The 15797-nt window shown below is 48.4% G+C and carries 14 protein-coding genes and 1 pseudogene; 7 read left to right on the top strand and 8 right to left on the bottom strand.

What is annotated here, in order from left to right:
- Positions 1-27: 27 nt before the first annotated feature.
- The 4 genes from O6P33_RS07835 to O6P33_RS07820 form a co-directional block, all read right to left on the bottom strand.
- On the bottom strand, positions 28-1935 hold the full coding sequence (locus tag O6P33_RS07835; RefSeq protein ID WP_269817231.1) for an AAA family ATPase: 1908 nt from the start codon (positions 1933-1935) through the stop codon (positions 28-30).
- A gap of 250 nt (positions 1936-2185) precedes the next feature.
- Positions 2186-3373: a beta-ketothiolase BktB gene (gene bktB / locus O6P33_RS07830; RefSeq protein WP_269817230.1), complete on the bottom strand. Its 1188-nt coding sequence runs from the start codon at positions 3371-3373 to the stop codon at positions 2186-2188.
- A 19-nt stretch (positions 3374-3392) separates the two neighbouring features.
- A complete protein-coding gene (locus O6P33_RS07825; protein WP_269817229.1) occupies positions 3393-4535 on the bottom strand; it encodes an acyl-CoA dehydrogenase family protein in 1143 nt (380 codons plus the stop codon).
- A 378-nt stretch (positions 4536-4913) separates the two neighbouring features.
- Positions 4914-6188 carry an NAD(P)/FAD-dependent oxidoreductase gene (locus O6P33_RS07820; RefSeq protein ID WP_269817228.1) on the bottom strand — a complete coding sequence of 425 codons (1275 nt, stop codon included), beginning with the start codon at positions 6186-6188 and terminating at the stop codon, positions 4914-4916.
- Between the two features lie 195 nt (positions 6189-6383).
- Between O6P33_RS07820 and O6P33_RS07815 the strand changes: the two genes are divergently transcribed.
- The 5 genes and pseudogenes from O6P33_RS07815 to O6P33_RS07795 all read left to right on the top strand — a co-directional run.
- Positions 6384-6758: a VOC family protein gene (locus O6P33_RS07815; protein ID WP_269817227.1), complete on the top strand. Its 375-nt coding sequence runs from the start codon at positions 6384-6386 to the stop codon at positions 6756-6758.
- A gap of 10 nt (positions 6759-6768) precedes the next feature.
- Complete coding sequence (locus O6P33_RS07810; RefSeq protein ID WP_269817226.1) at positions 6769-7467, top strand: cupin domain-containing protein; 699 nt, start codon at positions 6769-6771, stop codon at positions 7465-7467.
- Positions 7468-7518: 51 nt separating this feature from the next.
- Positions 7519-8400: a class I SAM-dependent methyltransferase gene (locus O6P33_RS07805; protein ID WP_269817225.1), complete on the top strand. Its 882-nt coding sequence runs from the start codon at positions 7519-7521 to the stop codon at positions 8398-8400.
- A gap of 347 nt (positions 8401-8747) precedes the next feature.
- Positions 8748-8975: a hypothetical protein gene (locus O6P33_RS07800; protein ID WP_269817224.1), complete on the top strand. Its 228-nt coding sequence runs from the start codon at positions 8748-8750 to the stop codon at positions 8973-8975.
- Positions 8879-9127 (top strand): annotated as a pseudogene (locus tag O6P33_RS07795) (alcohol dehydrogenase); the annotation flags it as partial. The gene O6P33_RS07800 and the pseudogene O6P33_RS07795, both read left to right, overlap by 97 nt.
- A gap of 262 nt (positions 9128-9389) precedes the next feature.
- Here O6P33_RS07795 and O6P33_RS07790 read toward each other — a convergent pair.
- Positions 9390-10049: a histidine phosphatase family protein gene (locus tag O6P33_RS07790; protein ID WP_269817223.1), complete on the bottom strand. Its 660-nt coding sequence runs from the start codon at positions 10047-10049 to the stop codon at positions 9390-9392.
- Positions 10050-10279: 230 nt separating this feature from the next.
- Between O6P33_RS07790 and phoB the strand changes: the two genes are divergently transcribed.
- Both phoB and phoR read left to right on the top strand, forming a co-directional pair.
- Positions 10280-10969 carry a phosphate regulon transcriptional regulator PhoB gene (gene phoB / locus O6P33_RS07785; RefSeq protein WP_269817222.1) on the top strand — a complete coding sequence of 230 codons (690 nt, stop codon included), beginning with the start codon at positions 10280-10282 and terminating at the stop codon, positions 10967-10969.
- 24 nt (positions 10970-10993) lie between these two features.
- Positions 10994-12292, top strand: a complete 1299-nt coding sequence (phoR, locus tag O6P33_RS07780; protein ID WP_269817221.1) for a phosphate regulon sensor histidine kinase PhoR — start codon at positions 10994-10996, stop codon at positions 12290-12292.
- A 48-nt stretch (positions 12293-12340) separates the two neighbouring features.
- Here the strand turns inward: phoR and phoU are convergent, their stop codons facing one another.
- From phoU to pstA, 3 genes are all read right to left on the bottom strand, one after another.
- A complete protein-coding gene (phoU, locus tag O6P33_RS07775; RefSeq protein WP_269817220.1) occupies positions 12341-13087 on the bottom strand; it encodes a phosphate signaling complex protein PhoU in 747 nt (248 codons plus the stop codon).
- Positions 13088-13154: 67 nt separating this feature from the next.
- Positions 13155-13988, bottom strand: coding sequence for a phosphate ABC transporter ATP-binding protein PstB (gene pstB, locus O6P33_RS07770; protein ID WP_269817219.1), 834 nt, complete (start codon positions 13986-13988; stop codon positions 13155-13157).
- Positions 13989-14096: 108 nt separating this feature from the next.
- Positions 14097-15773: a phosphate ABC transporter permease PstA gene (gene pstA / locus O6P33_RS07765; protein WP_269817218.1), complete on the bottom strand. Its 1677-nt coding sequence runs from the start codon at positions 15771-15773 to the stop codon at positions 14097-14099.
- Positions 15774-15797: the final 24 nt, after the last annotated feature.

The raw sequence follows: 15797 nt of genomic DNA, 5'->3' as shown, positions 1-15797 counted from the left end.
TTTTTTGCGTGCCCAAGCAGCTCAATGCTACTTTATCGCATCAGCTATCCAGTCAGAAAACCCATCTGGAACAATCAGCTCATGCTGTGCACGGGTACAAGCAGTGTACAGGCTGGAAAATAAACGTGCGCGACTGTCTTGGTTATCGTAGGCAGTGGGGGTAATCAGCAAATCTTTAGATAAATAAACACTGGAAAACTCCATGTTTTTAGTGTCACTGACTCTTGCCAAGGTTATTTTACCGTTGCCTTTGCGCATATGGCGGTCCACCGCTGTTTGAAAATCTGCCTGTGAATAGCCTTTTTGCAACATACGCTCCACCGCTTGAAACGATGGGTTAGTGGCCATTGCTACACTTAAAGCATCCCAACTGGCGTAACGAAAAATTAAACCGTGCCGCGGCCGTGTGCCATGGCTATATAGCTCAATACAGTCTTGGGCAAAAGTCATAAAGTCTTTGAAGGTCGAGCGTGATAAACGAAACGATGCCCCCGCATGACTAAGGCGCTGAAACCAAGCAAACAAATCAAACTCATCAGCCACAATAATAGTGGTTGCTTGCTGTGGTATCTGCCAGCCTCGGTAATGCTGTAGGTTAGTGCAATGGTCGGCCCGCCCAGCAAACAGCTCTTTGCTACTGCCTGGATGCGCTTGAATCAACGGGTTAATCAGGTTTTCTACTTGTTTCCCCAAGCGGATCGACTGGGTAATATAGCGCTGCCGAATTAAAGTATTACGCTCTGGCGCCATACCACTTAGGTTTTGCAGCTCATCACTTAAAGTAATCACCGCATGAGGACTGCGATCTAGTATTTGTAGCATGGGCCGCGGTATATCATGGGCTTCATCCACAATAATGTGACTGTATTGCGTATCTAAAACCTCTGCTGTGAGCGACATCAGCTTGATCCGATGATAGCCACGAATTGGCAGACGTATATGTGGCTCTGACGGCTGATTAAGCTCAGACCAATAACGCTCAACCATCTCTAACAAAACCGCAACATCCAACGCCACTAAGCTACTGGCGACACCTGCGGGTAGATGCTCAACCGCAATGTCTTGCGCTGTTGTATTGCAGTAACTGGCCACAGTACGCGCACAAATACTGGCAATTTGTTCCGGTGATAAATAACCAATCGATGGCAAGCCCAGCCACTGCGCCACCTGTACATGACTGACTTGCCAAGTGTATTGCCCACGACTTTTATCTTTTAAACGCCAGCTATTGGCCAATAAATTACTGTCCAGCACCAACCCTACAGCTTGAGCAAAGGTCATGGCTGGGAAGTGCTCACCGGCCCGAGCCTGTAGTGCTTGCAGCTGCCCATAGGTTTGCGCCAAGAGCAAAGTGCGCTTAGGTTCTAGCAGTTCAGTAAAACGACTGATCAAATGGGTTTTACCAGAGCCAGCATAACCCTGCACATTAAAGGACTCATCAGGCGCTGCTAAGAACTCACGCAAAGCTCTATTTTGCGGATCAGTCACCGATAATTCAGCCTGATACTCATCAAAATAAATTTTCTGCAGTGGCATCACTTCGCGTTGATACTCAGCGCTAAAAGAAAAGAGCCACTCCGCATCAGCATCCAAGTAGCGCTCTGGCTCAGCGGGATGATCATCATCTAGCAAGCTTACTTTAAGACTCGCCAAGTGCGACAAACCTTGTGCAAACTGCTGCGCACTAAAACGTTCAGCCACCAAGCTTTGAAAGGTCTGTGGCAAACCTAGGTTAGCTTGATTGCCTGTGCTGATAATGTGTGCCAATTGTCGCTGCATGGATGCTAGCGGTGCCTGCTGTTGCGCCAGCTTTTCGGCATTTTGAATAAACAACACAGCAGCCAATTGCGGCACAGAGGCTGAACTGAAAAACTCAGGCAACTCACCATCAGATAAACGCTGAGCTACTGTGCGGTACAGGGGTAAAAAAATCATTGGGCTCTCGCTGCTGCTGAATATTACCAATTGACAGCTATCCAGCTGTGCTCACCGCAACCTGGGGATGCGCACAGTAAACGTGAATAGTCTTGTCTGGATCAGCATTTTAACAGAGACACCTAAAGTATCTGCTTTATCTAACAAAACAGGCCAGCCCCTACAGAAAATCGAGGATACTGGCCTGTTGAGCAGCAAGCACTGCGTAATAACAACATCTTGATAACGCAGGTAATTATTCAGCGTTTACTTAACCAACACGCTCAATAATCAAAGCAATGCCCTGACCACCACCGATGCATAAGGTGATCAAACCATAACGGCCACCGGTGCGCTCCAGCTCATACAGGGCTTTCACAGTTAAAATCGCACCGGTTGCGCCCACTGGATGCCCCATACCGACTGCACCGCCGTTAGGATTCACTTTTTCAGCAGGAAAGCCTAGCTCTTGCGCCACGGCCATTGCTTGCGCAGCAAAGGCTTCGTTGGACTCAATCACGTCCATATCGGCAATGCTTAACCCCGCTTGCGCTAACGCCTTAGGCACTGCGGCAACTGGGCCCAAGCCCATAAATTTCGGATCCACACCAGCAAAAGCATTCGCTACCAGACGCGCACGCACCTTTAAGCCCAACTCAGCGGCAGTCTTCTCATCTGCCAACAGCAACGAAGCAGCGCCATCATTAATACCGGAAGCATTGCCTGCGGTGACTAAACCATCTTTCTTAAAGGCCGGTTTGAGCTTGGCTAAATCCTCTAACGATACGTGCTCGCGCACATGCTCATCGGTGGCAAACTGCACTTCTTCACGGCCTTTACGCACCGCAACGGGCACAATTTGCTCAACAAAACGACCTTCTGCCGTAGCTGCAGCCGCTTTTTGATGGCTGGCTAACGAGAACTCGTCCAACTGCTCACGGGTAAAGCCATATTTTTCTGCAATATTTTCTGCAGTAATCCCCATATGTCCAGTACCAAAAGGGTCGCTTAAAGTCCCTAAGGTTAAATCTTGCACCGTACTATGCCCCATGCGTAAACCTGAGCGCACCTTAGGCAACAAATAGCCGCCTTGGCTCATGGACTCAGCACCACCGGCCAGTGCCAGCTTACTGTCACCACTTTCAATCATTTGCGCCGCAGAAATAATCGCTTGTAGCCCTGAGCCGCATAAGCGACTGACATTAAAAGCCGCCGAGCTTTCATCTAAGCCTGAATTGAGCGCAATATGCCGCGCTAGGTAAGAGTCTTGCGCGGCTGTAGGAATAATATGCCCATAAACTGCATGATCAATCTGCTTGGCATCAACACCGCTGCGTTTAATCACTTCTTGCGCTGTGGCAGTCCCCATTTGCTCTGGTGTTAAGCCAGATAAACTACCAGAAAAACCGCCAATGGCAGTACGTACACCGTCAACAATCACCACCGAATTAAATTTCATGCGTAATCCTTATAATGAGTTATTTACCAAGCATTGAGCGAGCAATCACTTCTTTCATAATTTCCGAAGTCCCCGCATAAATGGTTTGCACCCGCGCATCCACATAAAAACGTGAAATTGGATATTCCAAAGTGTACCCATAGCCACCAAACAGCTGCAAACACTCATCAATGGTTTTGCACTGCATTTCAGTTAACTGCAGTTTAAGTACCGCAGCATCAGCACTGCTCATTTTCTGCTGACGGTATAAAGCCACGCAATGATTAAAGTACGCACGGCCCATATCAATTTGCGCGCGCACTTCAGCTAATTTAAAGCGAGTGTTTTGAAAACTGGCAATGCTCTGGCCAAATGCTGTGCGCTGTTTGACATAGTCGAGGGTCAGCGCCAATGCACCTTCCATGGCACCCAGTGCTTGTGCGCCAACACCCAGTCGCTCACGGGGCAACTCCTGCATCAAATAGGCAAAACCTGCGCCCTCCTCGCCCAACAACGCATCAGCAGGCAACAACATATCTTGGAAAAACAACTCGGCGGTATCACTGGCATGCTGGCCGATTTTTTGAATGGCTTTACCGCGCGAAAAGCCTGGCAAAGCGCTATCCACTAAAAACAGCGACACCCCTTTAGCGCCAGCCGCAGGGTCAGTTTTAGCGCAGACAATCACCATATCGGCGATCATGCCGTTGGTAATAAAGATCTTTGAGCCATTCAGTTGCCAGCCATCGGCGACGGGTACGGCGCGGGTTTTTATATTGGCTAAATCACTGCCTGCGCCCGGTTCGGTCATGGCGATGGCGCTCATCACCTCACCGGTGGCCATGCGCGGTAACCACTGCTGCTTTTGCGCGGCGCTGGCCAGATGCTCGACATAAGGAATCACAATATTGGCGTGGATATTATAGGCGCTGGCCAAGCCTCCAAAACCACGGCGAGAGATTTCTTCAAGCACCAACTGAGTAATACCAAAGTCTGCGCCCGTGCCGCCATATTCTTCGGCCAGATCAATGGCAAGCATGCCTGCCGCGCCCAGCTTCAACCAAAAATCTCGTGGTATTTGCCCTGCCGCTTCCCAAGCGTCGTAATGTGGGTCAGCTTCTTGCGCTAAAAAGCGGCAAATCATTTCGTAGAATAGCTCAGTAGTGTCATTGTGCTCATTCATGCTTGCAGCTCCTCACGCAGTAGACGTTTTAAAATTTTTCCTGCAGTGCTTTTCGGTAAGGTTTTACTGAATACAATACGCTTAGGTAGCTTATAACCGGCCAGATGCTGGCGCGCATGCTCAATTATTTAAAGGTCAGCCAGATCAGCTTTACCCTACAAGCCAACACGGCATCTTGAGCCAAAGCATAGCTTCGCATACACAATAAGTTGTTAAAAACAAAAAGTGAGGCTGCAAGCACACAGTGCTTGCAGCCTCAGGCACGCAGAAGTATTTTATTGTAGTGTTAACTGCATTGCATATATTGAGTTGAAGCTGTCCATTAACAGCTGCAATAAAGCAGCTAGATAATTACAGCATTGCTTTACTCAACAACAGTTAGACCTTGATATTTTCAGCACTCCACTTCGCTAATGGCAGGCCCCAGTTGGGTACGCGGCCGTGATTGCGGAAGAACATTTCTTTGTATGCCAACTTCTGTGCATACGGCAAATGCCCCATTCGCAGCTCTTGAATATCACCACCAAACCATGAAGTGGCGTGGATATAAAACGCTTTACCACCGCCCATATCACCGATACAGACAACTTCTGGCATCCAGGGTGCATCAGCTTTTTCAGCTTCCATCATGCCAACTTCTTTAGCAATCTGTCGGGCAACAATTTCAGCTTCTTGGTGACCAATCGCCCCCAGTTTAGGCACAGTAAGCGCTGCTGCATCACCGCAAGCAAAGACTTCTGGATAGTCAGGGTTGCGCATCCGCATATCCGTAACAACAAAGCCAACCTCATCAGATATAGGTAAACCTTGAAGAAAGGCGTGCGGCTTCCAATTCGGGAAGACAATATTCAGTTCAGTCTCGAGTTTCTGACCGTTAGCAAATTCAATGCCTTCAGCAGTGAGACGTTGAATATCCTCAACCTGATTGATGTACTTAAACCCCATCGATGACGCTGCTTCCAAGAGCTGTCCCACAACTTTCTCACCAGCATCCTCAGCAATCAATTTACCTGGAGTAAACATGGTGATATTTTCTGGGCCACCTTTGTTATTTTCTTGCAGCCAATGCGCAAGCGCTAAGGAAACTTCTACCGGCGGGCCTTCACAAGCTGCAGCTGCTGTTGGTAGCCAGTCTGGACGCCCCCGTGTTCCTTGCTTAAACCGAGCAGATCCCACCGCAATTGGACCGCCCTTATAGTCATTGTTTAAGTAGTCAATGAGTTTATTGGCGTGAAATGCATCGGTAACCGTATGGCCATGCTCGGCAAAACCCTCAATATCCCGCAGAGCCAATTCTGCTCCAACAGCTACGACTAAATAGTCATAACTGATCTTATAACTCGGCGATCCAGCCCGCTCATTGGGCTGCACCTCCACAGTACGATTTTCCAGATCAATACTCATAATTTCAGCTTGGCGAAAGGTCACATAATCACGGGCCAAAGTACTCACAAGCTCCATATGCATGGTCACAGCTGGGTCACGCCCCTCAAATATTTCTAAGGGTATATTTGGAATGTAATCAAGGTATGCCTTACGGTCTACAACAGTGATATCTACTTTATCTTTCACATAGTCACGTATTTTTTGTGCAGCCCCAAGCCCAGCAAAGTTGCCGCCAAGAATGAGAACGCTTGGTTTAGATTTTGTCATATGATCGCCCTCGTAACTATTATCAAAACATTACTATTAGTGTGGCTATTCGACATTACTTCTTTGCTTTAACAATTGCAAAACATAATCTATCAATCGGTATTTTTTAAAGCCAAATTCAAGCTATATTAGTTCAGTGTCAAATACTGCATAGTGCTACTTTGCACTCGCTCAAATTTAAATGAGGAAGTAAATATGATCAGTTACGTAACGTTAGGTGTCAGTGATTTAGCTGCAGCAAAAAAGTTTTATAGCGAACTCTTCGCCGATGAGGGCGCTAAAGTATTGCTAGACGGCGAACGCATCAGTTTTATAGGCAAAAGCATGGCCGCACCAATGCTTGCGGTATGCACTCCATTCAACCAAGAACCTGCATCTGCCGGTAACGGCACCATGGTGGCATTTGCACAAAAAGGCAAAGCAGAGGTTGATGCCATGTACAATAAAGCCATTGCCCTAGGGGCCAGCTGTGATGGTGCGCCGGGTGAGCGTATCCCTAACGCATTCTATGGCGCCTATGTCAAAGATGCGGACGGCAATAAACTGTGCTTCAACCACTTTATGATGTAAGACAAAACTCATGCAACTCAATAGCGACTTCAGTCAACGTATCGTCATTCTTCCCGATCAATATGCCTTTATTGACTCACCTTTGGCGGGCGTCAGCCGCATGATGCTGGAGCGCGCTGGCAATGAAGTTGCACGGGCCACCAGTATTGTGCGCTATGCCGCCGGCAGCGGTTATAGCGCCCATACCCACAACGGTGGCGAAGAAATCCTCGTATTAGACGGCATTTTCTCCGATGAGCATGGCGATTACCCCACAGGAACTTACCTGCGTAACCCGCCTGGCACCGCCCATCAGCCCTTCTCTAAAGAAGGTTGCACTTTACTGGTCAAGCTCTGGCAGTTTGCCGCTGGCGATAATACTCAGCTCGCTCTCAACACCCAGCAAGCCAAGTGGTTGCCAGGCTTGGTGGCGGGTTTATCCGTGCTACCACTGCATGAGCACGATGGGGTCAACACAGCCTTGGTGCGCTGGGCGGCAAATACCCAATTCAATCCACACACCCACCCCGGTGGTGAAGAAATATTAGTACTGGAAGGCGTGTTCTGCGATGAGTTTGGCCAATACCCAGCTGGGAGCTGGCTCAGAAACCCCAGATACAGCAGCCACCGCCCCTTTACCCAAGCACAAGGTGCCTTGATCTATGTAAAAACAGGTCATCTGGGAGCAGGCTTATTGGGCGATCATTTTATCAACCCAGCAGTGCAGTGATAGTATATTGCTGACCAACACAGCTATTTTTACATTTCATAGGTGCCTGCCTTGTACAAAGACCTAGCGTTTGATCACGATGATGAATTGATCGATGAACTGAGAGACTTAGATTACGAACAAGGGGATGACTCCTTATTTGACTCTGATTATCGCGACCTCAATTTTGATGACTACTCGATGGATGAGCCGGATATTATTTTAGATGTACCCTATGTACCCACCGATGAAAAAATAGTCCATGCCATGCTTGATTTGGCCGAGGTCACCAGCCAAGACACCCTTTACGATCTCGGTTGCGGCGATGGTCGTATTGTTGTTGCCGCAGCATTAGAGCGCAACACCCGCGGTGTCGGTATAGATATGGACCCCATGCGCATCACCGAAGCAATTGAGTACGCTGGCCATACTGGGGTTGAGTACTTAGTCAATTTCTTTGAAGGTGATTTACTGGAAGCCGACTTTAGCCAAGCCACAGTCGTTACCCTTTACCTACTCGACCTAGTCAATGTACAGCTCAGACCCCGTTTACTTGACGAGTTGCGCCCTGGCACCCGCATTGTTTCCCACGCCTTTGATATGGGTGATTGGAAGCCCGATCAGCGCCAAAGCTGCGGCAGTATCAATATTTACAAATGGATTGTGCCAGCTAAGGTTGCTGGTACTTGGCAGTGGCAAACAAGCAGCGGCGAAACCTACCGAGTTGAACTCAAGCAAAAGTACCAGCAGCTCTCAGGTAAAGCTTGGATTGACGGTGAAGAAGCACAGCTTAAAAACGCCTTAATAAAAGGTGACTTACTGGAATTGGTTATCAGTAAAAAAGCTAATACGCGACCAGTGGGCTTTATTATGCGCAGCCAAGGACGAGAGTTGGTTGCTGCTGAAGGCAAGCTACAGACGACACCGGCGATTAAAATCCAGCAAAATAAATAACCTTGTTGCTATCTGCAATAGTCCTATGCTCGCTTAATGCATGGGGCTTAGTAATCTCACCCCGCAGGCTCACTTGTTTATCCTCTTAAGCAGCCACAACTGACAAGCTGAACTAGCACGAAAAACCAGCCTCTACAAGTCTAACCCTCCACGGCATTGACCAACTAGGATAAACAGACCCAGTTCATTTTTAATTACTATTAATTAGCGCTTTATATAATTATGATATATAGAAAATGCTATGAACCAGTCAGCGCACTAGGGTTCATTACTGTAAATGGTGCTGCTTAGCAAAGTGCCAATCTAATCATAAATAAAGGCAAGTTTTGCCAAATGGAGTGTGGCGCATGAAAAAATGGTCATTAGCGATCGTTATTGCAGGAGTCGGGGGACTAGCATTAGCTTTTAGTTTAGCGCAAGCATTACCAAGCCTGCGGACTACAACCAGTGTCATAGAAGTGGATATTAACGATCCTGAATTAAACGTGGTGAATATATTGCCCGCACCGCTGACTGCGTTGCCTGTCATAGCACTCTTGAGGGTGAGCCTTATGCCGGTGGTTTGCCAATGCTGACCCCGCTGGGAGCCATCTACTCAACCAATATCACCCCTGATAAAGAAACCGGTATTGGTCACTATACTTTTGACGATTTTAATAACGCCACCAAGCACGGTGTGCGCAAAGACAATAGCGCCCTCTACCCTGCGATGCCTTATCCGTCCTACCAAATTATGCCGGATGAATGAGCTCTTTGCCCACAAGCCGCGCCCTGACTTCCCTGGTAAAGTTAATGACTGGCCCACAGGTAAAAAGCCTAAAGACGCTCGTTATTAAATCAGTGGCTCAGTGCTGTCTTAGAGCTATGGGCTAAACGCAAGGATGCGCCAGCAAAAAGCCCCAAGCCCAGCGCCAGCCATACACAAAAAAAGCCTCAAGTGTATTAATTACACCTTGAGGCTTTTTTAACTGAACGGCAGCAGTTTAGGCTTAAGAGCGCGGGGTTAAAGTTTGCAGCCAATCATCATTATCAATAAAACCAATAATATCCTGCTTTGTCGTGCTCTCTACATTTAAGAACACAGCAGCACCGTAGTTATAGTCAACCTCAGCGTAAGCTAAACTCCCATTGACCTCATCCATGCAGCTGCTATGGGTAACCAACACCAGATTACGCCCTGGAGTTTTCGTTGCTATGGCATCTTTAACAAAGTCTTTGTTGCATTGGTATAAAAAATCTTGATTGGCAATCGGCTCAGCAAATAATAACGAACTGGTTTGACTGGTACGGGTTAAGGGGCTGCTATACATATCCGTCTTTTCTAGGCCCAGCTTAGAAAACTGCTCACGCATACCTAAGCCCACTGCTGTCGAACGCTCAGTAATGCCGCTTGCCTGATCATCCATACATGCGGCATCCACTCGACTGCAGCGCTCCAAGTGCCGTACAAATACAATTAAATCACCGTCTTGCCACTCTTCCAGCATCTGACTGGTTAAGGCAAAAGGACTTTCTGATAAATCCGCAGGTGTCGGTCCAGCCCACAGTTGCGTAGCAGAAAGCGTTAACGCTGCGGCAGAGAAAGCAGCAGCAAATAACTTAGTGGGTGTATTGTTGATACGTTGTAGCAAAGACTTAACCATGGGCATTGCAGGTGCTCTAAAAATCATTCGTGCAAGTCTGATTGGTAATCTGTGAAACAGTTCAAAAAAACATAAAGTTTCTTAGCTTTTCCTTAGTCTGTAAAAATTGCCGCTCACCTCTTGCTGCAGTATTTCACTCGGCAAAAAAGACAGCGCAACATGCCTGTCATCATATTGTCATGATGAAAGGTTGTAATATGCATGACATATTCCACAGTTAACGACAGGGCAAGTGTATGACAGGTAAGACTGTACTCATCGTTGATGATGAGTCACCTATTCGCGAGATGATTACAGTGGCGCTGCAAATGGCGGGCTACCAATGTTTAGAGGCAGAAAACGCCCAAGTTGCTCACGCCCTCATTGTTGATCAGCAACCAGATATTATCTTGCTCGATTGGATGATGCCTGATGTGAGCGGATTGGAGTTAGCCCGTCGCCTCAAGCGCGAGACAATCAGTGCAGAAATCCCCATTATCATGCTCACGGCGCGGGGCGAAGAAGACAATAAAATTCAGGGGCTGGAAGCCGGTGCTGATGACTATATCACCAAGCCCTTTTCTCCCCGCGAGCTGATTGCCCGTTTAAAAGCCGTGCTACGACGCTCCGCTGTAGCTGGCGTTGATGAAGCCATTGCAATAGAAGGCTTGCGCCTAGACCCTAGCAGCCAGCGCGTCAGTGCCGACGGCACACCACTGGAGATGGGCCCTACTGAGTTTCGCTTACTGCAGTTTTTTATGACTCACCCAGAACGCGCCTATACCCGCGGCCAGCTACTGGATCAGGTGTGGGGCGGTAACGTCTATGTGGAAGAGCGTACCGTTGATGTCCACATTCGACGCCTGCGCCTCACCTTAGGCGCAAAGCATCGGCATTTAGTGCAGACTGTGCGCGGTACCGGTTACCGTTTTTCAACTAAAGTATAAATCAAGCAAGGTTTATCATTACTTATGCAGCGCCTTTTACGCACAGAAATACTGCGCATCACCGGCCTCACTCTAGCAGGCGCAGCCCTAGGCTGGTATTGGGATAAGCCTGCCCTTGGCGCGGCTTGCATGCTAATACTGCTGCTGGGACGGCACCTTTGGCAGTTACAGCGTTTAGCTCGCTGGCTGCAGCAACCCAGCACAACCCCACCAGAAGCACACAAACTCTGGGGCGAAGTTTTTGACGGTATTTATCATTATCAGCGCCGTCAAAAAGCCGACCAACAACAACTCACAACACTCTTAGAGCGCATTCAAGACTCCAGCCAAGCATTACGCGATGGCGTAGTCATGATTGATCATAAAGGTGACTTGGAATGGTGGAATCACTCAGCACAACACATGCTGGGACTTTCACCCAGCAGCGACCGCGGTCAGCCCATCACCCACTTGCTGCGCAACCCTAAATTTGTCGACTACTATGAGCGTCAAAACTATCTTGATCCGCTAGTCCTAGCCTCGCACCTCAGTGAAGATCGACTGCTTGAATACCACATCACGCTATTTGGTAAAAACGAGCGCTTATTGCTGATACGTGATTGCACTAAAATGCAGCGCTTAGAGCGCATGCGCCAAGATTTTGTTGCCAATGTGTCACACGAGCTGCGCACCCCGCTCACAGTGCTATCGGGCTATTTAGAAACCTTCAGTGATTATGCAGAAGAATTACCCACCCAGTGGCAACGTGGTTTAACCTTAATGAGTGAACAGTCTGCACGCATGGAGCACTTGGTGAGCGAGTTGCTGACACTCTCGCGTCTAGAAACCAGTGATTTTAAAGCTCAAGCGTCACCCATTGATGTTGCAGCATTGTTAGAAAAAGTCCGCTTGGATGCTCTGGCCTTATCTGACAACCAGCACAAAATAACTTTAGACATTGACCAGCGTCTCTATATACATGGTTGCCTCAATGAGTTGCGCAGCGCTTTTTCTAATCTCGTATTTAATGCTGTCAAATACACGCCAGCGGGCAGCACTGTTGAGCTGCATTGGTACCAAAAACATGACGGTGCTTACCTTGAGGTAAAAGATAACGGCCCGGGAATTGATAGCAAGCACCTAGGTTTTCTCACTCAGCGTTTTTACCGGGTGGATGCCAGTCGCTCAAGCCAAACCGGGGGCACGGGCTTAGGCTTAGCCATCGTCAAGCATGTAATGTTACGCCATCAAGGCCGCCTAGACATTCGCAGTGATGCCCAGCAAGGCAGTTGCTTCAGTTGTTATTTTCCGCTGACGCAAGTGTTAGAACGCAGCGAAGAGTAAATTGCAGATCAACTCACTCTTCGCTGCTAAATAACCCTACCCAAGCACTTAATCGCTGGCTTGCGTTGCCTGCTTACGCTGCGCAATAGCTGCTTCAATTTGCGCCAACTCGGCATAGCGCACGTCCTGCCCCTCCACTAAATAGATCACATACTCAGCCAGATTACTGGCATGATCACCGACTCTCTCCAGGGAGCGCAACACCCACATAATACTCATGACTTGCGAAATAGCCCGTGGATCTTCCATCATAAAAGTAATCAGTGCGCGGGTAGCTGAGCGGTACTCAAGATCCACATTCTCGTCTTCACGCAACACTTCTAAGGCCTTTGCGCTGTCAAAGCGGGCAAAAGCATTGAGCGCATCTTGCACCATTTGCCGCACATGATTACCCAAGTGGCGCACTTCAATGTAACCACGCGGCGAAGCGCCTTCTTCGGCAAGTTTTAAAGTCGCTCGCGCTACCTTGCTCGCCTCATCACCAATGCGCTCTAAATCTGCAGTGGCACGAATCACCACTAAAACTAAGCGCAAGTCCGAAGCGGCAGGCTGACGACGGGCAAGAATTTGCGTACAAAACTCATCAATCTCTAACTGCAAGTGGTTCACTTGCTGATCTTTAGCGCGTACTTCCTTAGCTAAACGGGTATCACCATCGAGCAGCGACTGCACCGCGTCTTTAACTTGCTGCTCCACCATGCCGCCCATTTCCAGCAGCTGGCTGCGAATCTCTTCTAATTCATCATTAAATTTTTGTGAAATGTGTGTGCTGTGATTTTCTGGATTGATTTTCATAGTAGCTGCCCACCTATGGACGTGTAGGAACGGGACCAGCCCGCAAAGTTTATTTTAGATAACGTTACTAACCATAACGTCCGGTAATATAATCTTCGGTTTGTTTATTGGCTGGGTTGGTGAACAACTTATCGGTGCTATCGAACTCCAGCAATTTGCCCAAGTACATAAAGGCAGTGTAATCCGAGACCCGCGCGGCTTGCTGCATATTGTGGGTCACAATCACAATGGTAAAACGGTCTTTCAGGTCATTAATCAGCTCTTCAATTTTCAAGGTGGAAATCGGGTCCAGGGCCGAAGCGGGCTCATCCAGCAATAACACTTCAGGCTTAACTGCAATGGTGCGGGCAATGACTAAACGCTGCTGCTGACCACCCGACATGCCTAACGCCGACTCATGTAAACGGTCTTTAGTTTCATCCCACAAGGCGGCTGATTGCAGCGCCCACTCTACGGTTTCATCCAATAAACGTTTGTTTTTAATGCCTTGCACACGCAGACCGTAAGCGACGTTTTCATAGATGGACTTTGGGAACGGGTTAGGCTTTTGAAACACCATCCCCACGCGACGGCGCAAGTCTGCAACATCCACCCCTTTGGCATAAATATCATGGCCATCGATGGTCACATCACCCTCAATTCGCACGCCATCAACCAGATCATTCATCCGATTAAATGAGCGCAGTAACGTGGATTTACCACAGCCAGACGGACCAATAAAAGCAGTAATGCGCTTTTTTGGAATCTGCATACTAATGCCTTTTAACGCCTCGGTAGCACCGTAGTACAGGTGCATATCTTTCACCTCAATACAGGGTGTTTCATCGGCCAAGCTTAAATGCTGTGCCGTTCGACCCAGCGCGCTGAATTTCATTGCATGTGTCGCTGTTGTTGAAGTCATACAAGTAGCCTTCTAATCAAACTTTAAAATTTAAAACCAATTCACTGGTCAACGCTAAATATCTCTGGTGTAGTGCTCTGCAGCAATTGTCACCAGCGCCCGAGCCAACTACATATCCAGAGCACGGTACTTTTCCCGTAGACGGTTGCGAATCGCAATAGCCGTTAAATTCAACACCGCAATCACCACCACCAACATCAAGGCGGTGGCATACACCAATGGACGTGCCGCCTCAACGTTAGGGCTTTGGAAACCCACATCATAAATATGAAAACCCAAATGCATAAACTTACGTTCTAAGTGCAAGAAAGGCGCATTTATATCCAAAGGTAAGTTCGGAGCGAGCTTTACCACGCCCACCAGCATCAAAGGTGCTACCTCTCCTGCGGCGCGCGCAACAGCCAAAATTACTCCCGTCATCATCGCTGGGCTGGCCATGGGAATCACCACCCGCATCAGGGTTTCAAACTTAGTTGCGCCAAGCGCTAAAGAACCTTCGCGCACAGAGCGAGGAATGCGCGATAAGCCTTCTTCAGTGGCTACAATCACCACTGGCAAAGTTAACAACGCTAAAGTTAAAGACGCCCATAGCAGGCCTGGAGTGCCAAAAGTGGGTGCTGGTAAAGCTGGGGCAAAAAACAACTCATCCAAGTTGCCGCCAATAAAGTAAACAAAGAAACCTAAACCAAACACACCATAAACAATAGACGGTACTCCGGCTAAGTTGTTCACCGCAATACGAATAGTGCGCGTTACAAAGCCTTGACTGGCGTACTCACGTAAATACACCGCAGCGACAACACCAAATGGCGTAACGATCAGCGACATGATCATTACCATTAACACCGTCCCGAAAATTGCCGGAAAAATACCGCCCTCGGTGTTGGCTTCACGGGGATCCTCAGAAACAAACTCAACCAGCTTCATAAGGTAATGCTGAATTTTCTGCCAGAGGCTCAAGGCGTTCGGCTGATATAAACGCACTATGTCGCTAAAATTCACCTCTTTTTGTCGACCATCAGCGGTGACAACTATTAAAGAGTCACGCTTAAAAGGGGTGTACAGCGCCATGAGCTCAGCTTCTAAGCTCGCATATTGGGCTTGCAAAGCAGCTTTTTCAGCCTGCAACTGGGCAAGATTTTGCGGCGTATCCTGCTCTTGTAACTGCAAGCTACGCTCAGCCAAGCGTATTTTTTCTAACGCATAGTTAACCGCACCGATAGTGCCGCTCTCTAGCTTCTGAATATTGCTATAAATAGCATTGGCACGCTGGCTACGCTCTTGCACTTCCGCCCAAAGTGTATTGTCAGCTGCATCCTGCTCAGCTATCAGTTGGCCGTTTTCTTTGATCCCCACAATATAACCGTACAGGTTACCCCACTCACGACGCTCAATTGAGACAGCATGCTCAGGATAGTTTAAATCACTGAGCTGCCGCTCCAGCACCCAACGGAAATCTGAGCCATAGAGGTCACGGTTACCGACTTTAATCAGCTGCCGATCAAGAACCTCCACCCCCTCAGGCACTGCCACTCCTGAGTTGCGGATTTGCTCCGCGGTGACCTGCTCACGCTGCACTCGCTCACCGAGTATCGCCATCTGCGCTCCTGAGCTATCGGTATACTGATATTCCTGCAAACTGGCGGGCCAAAAATGCACCAAGCCGCGGGTGGCAATCACCCCTAACAACCCCAGCACCAATACCACGCTAATCGCAACAGCCCCGGCATTGAGCCACACCCAAGGACTCCCACTGGCGACCCATTTTCTTAGTGAAACTTGCATATCCTAAGCTCCTAAACCTGTATC

It is taken from the genome of Denitrificimonas caeni, assembly GCF_027498055.1.
In the GTDB taxonomy this organism is placed as follows: domain Bacteria; phylum Pseudomonadota; class Gammaproteobacteria; order Pseudomonadales; family Pseudomonadaceae; genus Denitrificimonas.
The sequence above is the reverse complement of the archived record's forward strand: the minus strand, read 5'-3'. Positions and strand labels throughout refer to the sequence as shown.

Coding starts and splice junctions, on each gene's coding strand:
- O6P33_RS07835 (WP_269817231.1), bottom strand. CDS start 1,935: ATGATTTTTTTACCCCTGTACCGCACAGTAGCTCAGCGTTTATCTGAT.
- bktB (WP_269817230.1), bottom strand. CDS start 3,373: ATGAAATTTAATTCGGTGGTGATTGTTGACGGTGTACGTACTGCCATT.
- O6P33_RS07825 (WP_269817229.1), bottom strand. CDS start 4,535: ATGAATGAGCACAATGACACTACTGAGCTATTCTACGAAATGATTTGC.
- O6P33_RS07820 (WP_269817228.1), bottom strand. CDS start 6,188: ATGACAAAATCTAAACCAAGCGTTCTCATTCTTGGCGGCAACTTTGCT.
- O6P33_RS07815 (WP_269817227.1), top strand. CDS start 6,384: ATGATCAGTTACGTAACGTTAGGTGTCAGTGATTTAGCTGCAGCAAAA.
- O6P33_RS07810 (WP_269817226.1), top strand. CDS start 6,769: ATGCAACTCAATAGCGACTTCAGTCAACGTATCGTCATTCTTCCCGAT.
- O6P33_RS07800 (WP_269817224.1), top strand. CDS start 8,748: ATGAAAAAATGGTCATTAGCGATCGTTATTGCAGGAGTCGGGGGACTA.
- O6P33_RS07790 (WP_269817223.1), bottom strand. CDS start 10,049: ATGCCCATGGTTAAGTCTTTGCTACAACGTATCAACAATACACCCACT.
- phoB (WP_269817222.1), top strand. CDS start 10,280: ATGACAGGTAAGACTGTACTCATCGTTGATGATGAGTCACCTATTCGC.
- phoR (WP_269817221.1), top strand. CDS start 10,994: ATGCAGCGCCTTTTACGCACAGAAATACTGCGCATCACCGGCCTCACT.
- phoU (WP_269817220.1), bottom strand. CDS start 13,087: ATGAAAATCAATCCAGAAAATCACAGCACACACATTTCACAAAAATTT.
- pstB (WP_269817219.1), bottom strand. CDS start 13,988: ATGACTTCAACAACAGCGACACATGCAATGAAATTCAGCGCGCTGGGT.
- pstA (WP_269817218.1), bottom strand. CDS start 15,773: ATGCAAGTTTCACTAAGAAAATGGGTCGCCAGTGGGAGTCCTTGGGTG.